Origin of the sequence: Sneathiella sp. (genome assembly GCF_041689005.1) — a bacterium.
Taxonomy (GTDB): domain Bacteria; phylum Pseudomonadota; class Alphaproteobacteria; order Sneathiellales; family Sneathiellaceae; genus Sneathiella.
In genome coordinates, this window is the sequence record NZ_JBDNHC010000041.1 from 1 (window position 1) to 5,265 (window position 5,265).

Consider the following 5,265-nt stretch of genomic DNA (forward strand, 5'->3'; position numbering starts at 1 on the left):
TCTCAATCCGACGCGGCCACGCTGACTTCTTCCAATATCAACTGGCGCGATGGCGTGCTGACCTACGAGCGCGCCAAGCTGGCAGACCAATATATCGAGGCAGCGACGATGCCGGCACGGATCAGAATTGGCCCCCGATTGAGAGTCCTGCTTGAAAAGCTGCCAAAACAGGGGCCGCTGTTTCCGCATATCAGCCAAATTGGTGCGAATCATCGAGCGAGTGAATTCCGTCGCCGATGCCGTCAGCTGGCCATTGAAGGGATTAGCCTGCACAGTTTTCGGTATAGCTGGGCCGAGAGGGCGAAGGCGGCTGGATACCCGCAGCGCTGGGCGCAAAGCGCACTCGGCCACAACAGTCGTGCCGTCCATGACGCCTATGCTCGCGGAGCGGACATCACTTGCCCGTCGCTTGAGGAATATTCGAGCAAGATCATACCTTTTGACAATACCCAGCAGTGGGCGGCACAGCGCTGACTCGCACAGAAACGTTGCTCGCTGAAACCGCCCAAATATCCGGAGAGGTTCGCGCAGGAGGCGCTCGGGCACAATAGCAAGGCGGTCCATCGCGTCTACGCGAAGCGTGCCCTGGTGACCTTGCCGTCGTAGGAAAAATACGAACAGAACGCATTGTCCGGGAACATCATTCCCATGATCCAGCAAACGGGCGCATCAATCGTGGGGAACAATCTCCGTGCCCGTTAAAAAGGAGAGGCGTTGTACCGCAGCTGGACGGCGAGAGGGGCACACAGCAGATACATCGGGCGCATATGTGAAAAAATCGGCACGCCGGTTACCCCGTTCGACAGCGATGAAGCGTTTCATTATCGGAAGGGTGGGCAATCGTTGGCGGTCACCAGGGAGGAAGCAATTTCACGATACGAAATGATCATGGCATTGGATTTTGAATCGGGTCAGGCCCAGTGATTAGCTCCCGGCTCCCACACCACCCGGCATGCGGGTCACCGCCGCATGCATCCAATCCCCTGAGCGCCACACCGTCGCCGGTCTCTCCAACGCGTATAGCGGTGCTGTTGATGTACCGGAGATTTAGCTAGCGAATTCTCCAATCCCTTAAACTCGCGGATTTGATTGAAATGCGACAGCCCATGGTGAGACTCTTCTGGCTCAACGTTGTTAACACCGCCAATGCCGGAACGGAAAAATACTCCCGAATTAGTTGCTGAACCAGCCCGACAGGCGACGTCGCTATTTGAAGCCATCGCCTATCAGGTTTGGCAAACAGTCCTGGCATGGATAAATCTTTCTGAGAATGCGATTCTGGTCGTAGAAGGTGCCGAGGATTTTGACACCCTGAATGGGAACTCCGCGAACGTAAACCAAGTCAAGAATCTCGCGTCGCCGATCAGCCTCCGCAGTGATTGCGTTTGTGATTCGTTACGAAACTTCTGGATAGTCCGGAGCAGGAATCCGGAACGAAGCATCACATTTTGCCTGATAACAACGGCAAGTTTTTGCGTGGAGGCAGGGGAACCTTTTGGCGCTTCGAATCCGGGCCTTGGAGTATGGAATGATGAATCACGTCGCAATTCTGTACTCCATAGCGAACCCATCAAGCGCTTCATACTTTCGGATGCCTCTGTTTTACGGCGCTTGGCAAAACCGCTACCCCAAGGGGTTCGTGACCTTTCTGATCATCTGCGTCAGCTCTCTCCTGAACAATTTCGCTCCGAATTTATCTGTGCGATCCAATGGCTACAACAACAGCCTGACGTCGAAGTCATTCGGGATATGGTTCAAGCGGCGCTCCACGCCTACGGTGAGACCCAGCATCTTGCCTCCAGTGATAGTGACCGTGCATTGACGCGACTGTTTGAACATATCGCACATGTCGCCTTCCGAGACCGACGTGCCCTGACCCGGGAAGATTTTCGGATTTTGTTCGAAGATTCCACTCGGATAAGCCTTCCGATTTCTCAATTCAATCAAATGCAGGCGGCTCTTGCGTTCCCGCAGTCACCTTCGTCTCTAGCTGCAAACGTAAACTTTTCAGCAACTGAGCAATCTATTCCTGATCTACCGACACCCTGCGCGCCGCGAACCGAGACCGTGGATATATTGGTAGAAAGTTTAAGGGGCCACAACTTTGTTGCGGTCCAGGGGTCGACCGGCAAAGGGAAGAGTACTATCGCAAAACTGGCGGCCAGAAAGCATGGTGGAAACTGGATTTGGATAAGCTTTGCCGGCCGCGATTCTCGGCGGATCATCGACGAACTCAGTCGTCTGGCAGTCAACGTCTCTTCACAAGCGAAAGCCGTTTCGCTTTTGCTGGATGACTTTAACCCAAAGGGTGCGGACATGCCGCTTTCCCTTCAAAAACTTGCGGTCGCTACCCGGCTTACGTTAGCAGCCGGAGGGCGGATAATAGTCACCACGCAGGTAATGCTGGGCGAAGTGTTTCTTCGTCAAAGCAATCTGTCGCCCCAAGTTCTAAAGACTGTGCCGACTTTCGAAGAAGATGAAGTTCGAGAGCTATGTATCCAGGCCAGTTGTCCAAATGATTCTCGCCTTGCCGCGCGGGTCAGTCTTATATCTGTTCAAACAGGGCGGCATCCGCAATTGGTTCACGCCCGAATCAAGGTCGCCAGTCGACATGGTTGGCCAGCATTTGGCGTTAGTGACGTCCTCGAAACTCCGCAAGACATCACCGAAACGCGTCGGCTTACGCGTCAACTTCTCGAGGTCCTTGATGATGGCGAAGTCGAGTTGCTTTTTCGACTAAGTATTGCTTCGGAGCCGTTTAGAAGAGACCAAGCTGTCGCGGTTGCGGAGATTGATCCTGCGATCAGTCGAGCCGGGGACAGGTTTGACGGACTAGTCGGCCCGTGGATTGAATCTGCAGGAGGAAAATATTTTCGGCTAAGCCTGTTATTGAACCGTGCGGCAGACGATAACTGGTCGCCGGAGAAAGTAAGGCTAACGCGAATCGAATATGCAAAAGCGATTCATCGCACGGGCAACCGAACGCTGATCGAGGCCGGAGAAATTCTGTTTCAATCGGTGCTCACTAAGGAAGCGGGTTTGGCAGCGCCAGTGTTGGCAGCGCTGATGTCAGCCCCATTGAAAGCTCGAAATAGGATTGCCCAGGAGCTTCGTTGGTTACTGGTCCTTCCGGATGCGAAATCGGTATTTCCGAACGCCCCTTTTGTGAGTCAATTGTTCAGCACAGTTCGGTTTCGGCTTGCTGCTGCGACGCAACACTCCTCTGCTTTGAAATTGGCAGAAGAAGTCTTCAAGAACGCACAAATTTCCGTATCTCCAAAGGTAGACAAATTCATAATAGTTAGCGCGGCGGGTGATGTAATCCTTGCAATCAAGGTATTGGTCGCCCCACGCCTGCTCCTTGACTGCTGGCTGACCGTCAAATCGTTGGGGTCAGGCGACAAGCAATTGACGAAGATATTCCAATCCATAGAAAAGAAGCACCCAAGAGTTGGGGGAAGGTTTTTTCCAGAGCAATCATACGACAATCTGTTGTTTGCGTTTGTGCTCAGCAGGCGCGGAGACAGCGACTATTTGAGGAGATTTATTGTGGCCGTTGATAGCCTTACACCAGATCAGCGGAAGGATATCATGGCAGCGATCAACGCGAACTTATTTCGCTTGTACGGATTCATTGACGACGTCTGGACCCAAGAGCTCGTCAAAAATCCTCCTGATTGGGATCAGGCTATTACCGTTCTTTCCGAAGCCCGCGACTCAGGCGAAAGGTGGTGCCTGCCCGAACTTTCCATGATTGCTGCGCGTGGTATTGCTGCAGTTTACGACGAGTATCTTCACAAGAAAGATGAGGCGCTCGATGTCCTTTCGGATGTTGCCAACAAAACAGGAGACGGGCTATTTGTTCGATACCAGCGGGGTATGGTTCGATTCCTACATCAAGAATACGATCTGGCATACCGAGAGTGGCGTTCAACCTTCGAGGAATGGCCTCAAGACAGTGAAGAGGCTGCACTTTATGCGTTTCATGCCTTTTCCAATTGCGGCGCTGCAGCAGGATACCTGGAGCGATGGAACGATGCGCAGTTTGCATTTAAACGGGGCAGAGAACTAGCACAGAAATTGAACCGACGGCTCGATGCCCTCAAATTCGGAATTGATTCGGCTTATGTCAGATGGCGAGGAGGTGACCGACAAGGAGGTTTGGCGGAATTAGCAGGCTGTTATCGGGAAATGGAGAGAATTGGTCGAAGCAACAAGTCGCTGGAATTTCATACCACATGGAAAGTCATGGAGCATGTGGGATCATGGTTCAAGTCCGATGCTGGGGCTCCGGGTGATTCGGAAGTCGTAGAATTGCGCCCTGGATTTTGTTCAGAAGCTAAAGATTGGGAAAAACACGAACTTCTAAAAAACACACCACGTGCGCCAGTTTTGCTAGCTTGGATCTGTTTGGCCGAAGCGGAATTGTACGCGCATCTTGGTCGCGCAGCATTTCAGACCATCGTAGGTAGAAATGATCTCAAAGAATTTCCGAAAATCCGGCCGATTCTCGATCTATTGCGTGCGCAGCGTGCAATCGCCGATCTTGATCTCGTAAATGTCCCAATATTCGCCGAATCCAGTTACTTGGGCTTTTCGAGAATCGACGCACGTAATCTGACACCAGAGTCAATTCTCCAAAAGGCGGAACCAATTGAGAAGAACCAGGCCCGGCCTGAAGGCGTCGCAAGCTACGTTGAAGAAGCGCTGCTTTGTGCCTTGTTGATAGCTTCCGCTGAAGACATTCCATGGGACCACGTATCCAAGGGATGGAGAAAAACTGCCTCACGGATGCGATACCCTGATGTCCTATTGAACGCAGTTGGAACAATTGAGATGGTTTGCGACGAGGCCCCGATGAATATCTACAGCAAATTTGCCAAGAGTGGCGTTCCACGTTTCACCCAAATCATCGCCGGGCTTCAACTGGTTGTACATCCAAATACTACTCCTGCTTTGTGCTATGTAGGTCTTAGCGCGCTCGTGACAGACGCCGGTTTCAGGATCAATCTCATGCTGAGCCACGACGCTCTCGCAAAACTTGCGCGGAAGACATGGCTTCTTCGGATTTCAAATCCATTCGAACTGTGTTCGCCCCGGCTCACGTTGGCGGCCATAAAAGCCGCGTGTGAATCGCAACTCGTTGGATTGGCCTTGGCCGCAAACATACTTCTTGCGGCTGGAGACGCAGTAAACGTTCGCAAAGCTGGTAACACAATGGCTGAACTTCGAAAAATGGCCGTGAATTTGTGAAACCTTGATCAA

Annotated in this window: 2 protein-coding genes; both read left to right on the plus strand. The window is 52.3% G+C overall.

What is annotated here, in order from left to right:
• Positions 1-474: tyrosine-type recombinase/integrase (locus ACESNI_RS05245; RefSeq protein WP_373085441.1), on the plus strand; the 474-nt coding region annotated here is incomplete at its 5' end.
• 672 nt (positions 475-1,146) lie between these two features.
• On the plus strand, positions 1,147-5,253 hold the full coding sequence (locus tag ACESNI_RS05250) for a hypothetical protein (RefSeq protein ID WP_373085442.1): 4,107 nt from the start codon (positions 1,147-1,149) through the stop codon (positions 5,251-5,253).
• Positions 5,254-5,265 lie beyond the last annotated feature (12 nt).

Bases quoted from the DNA above. Each gene is read 5' to 3' on its own strand.
- ACESNI_RS05250 (WP_373085442.1), top strand. From the start codon at position 1,147: ATGCCGGAACGGAAAAATACTCCCGAATTAGTTGCTGAACCAGCCCGA.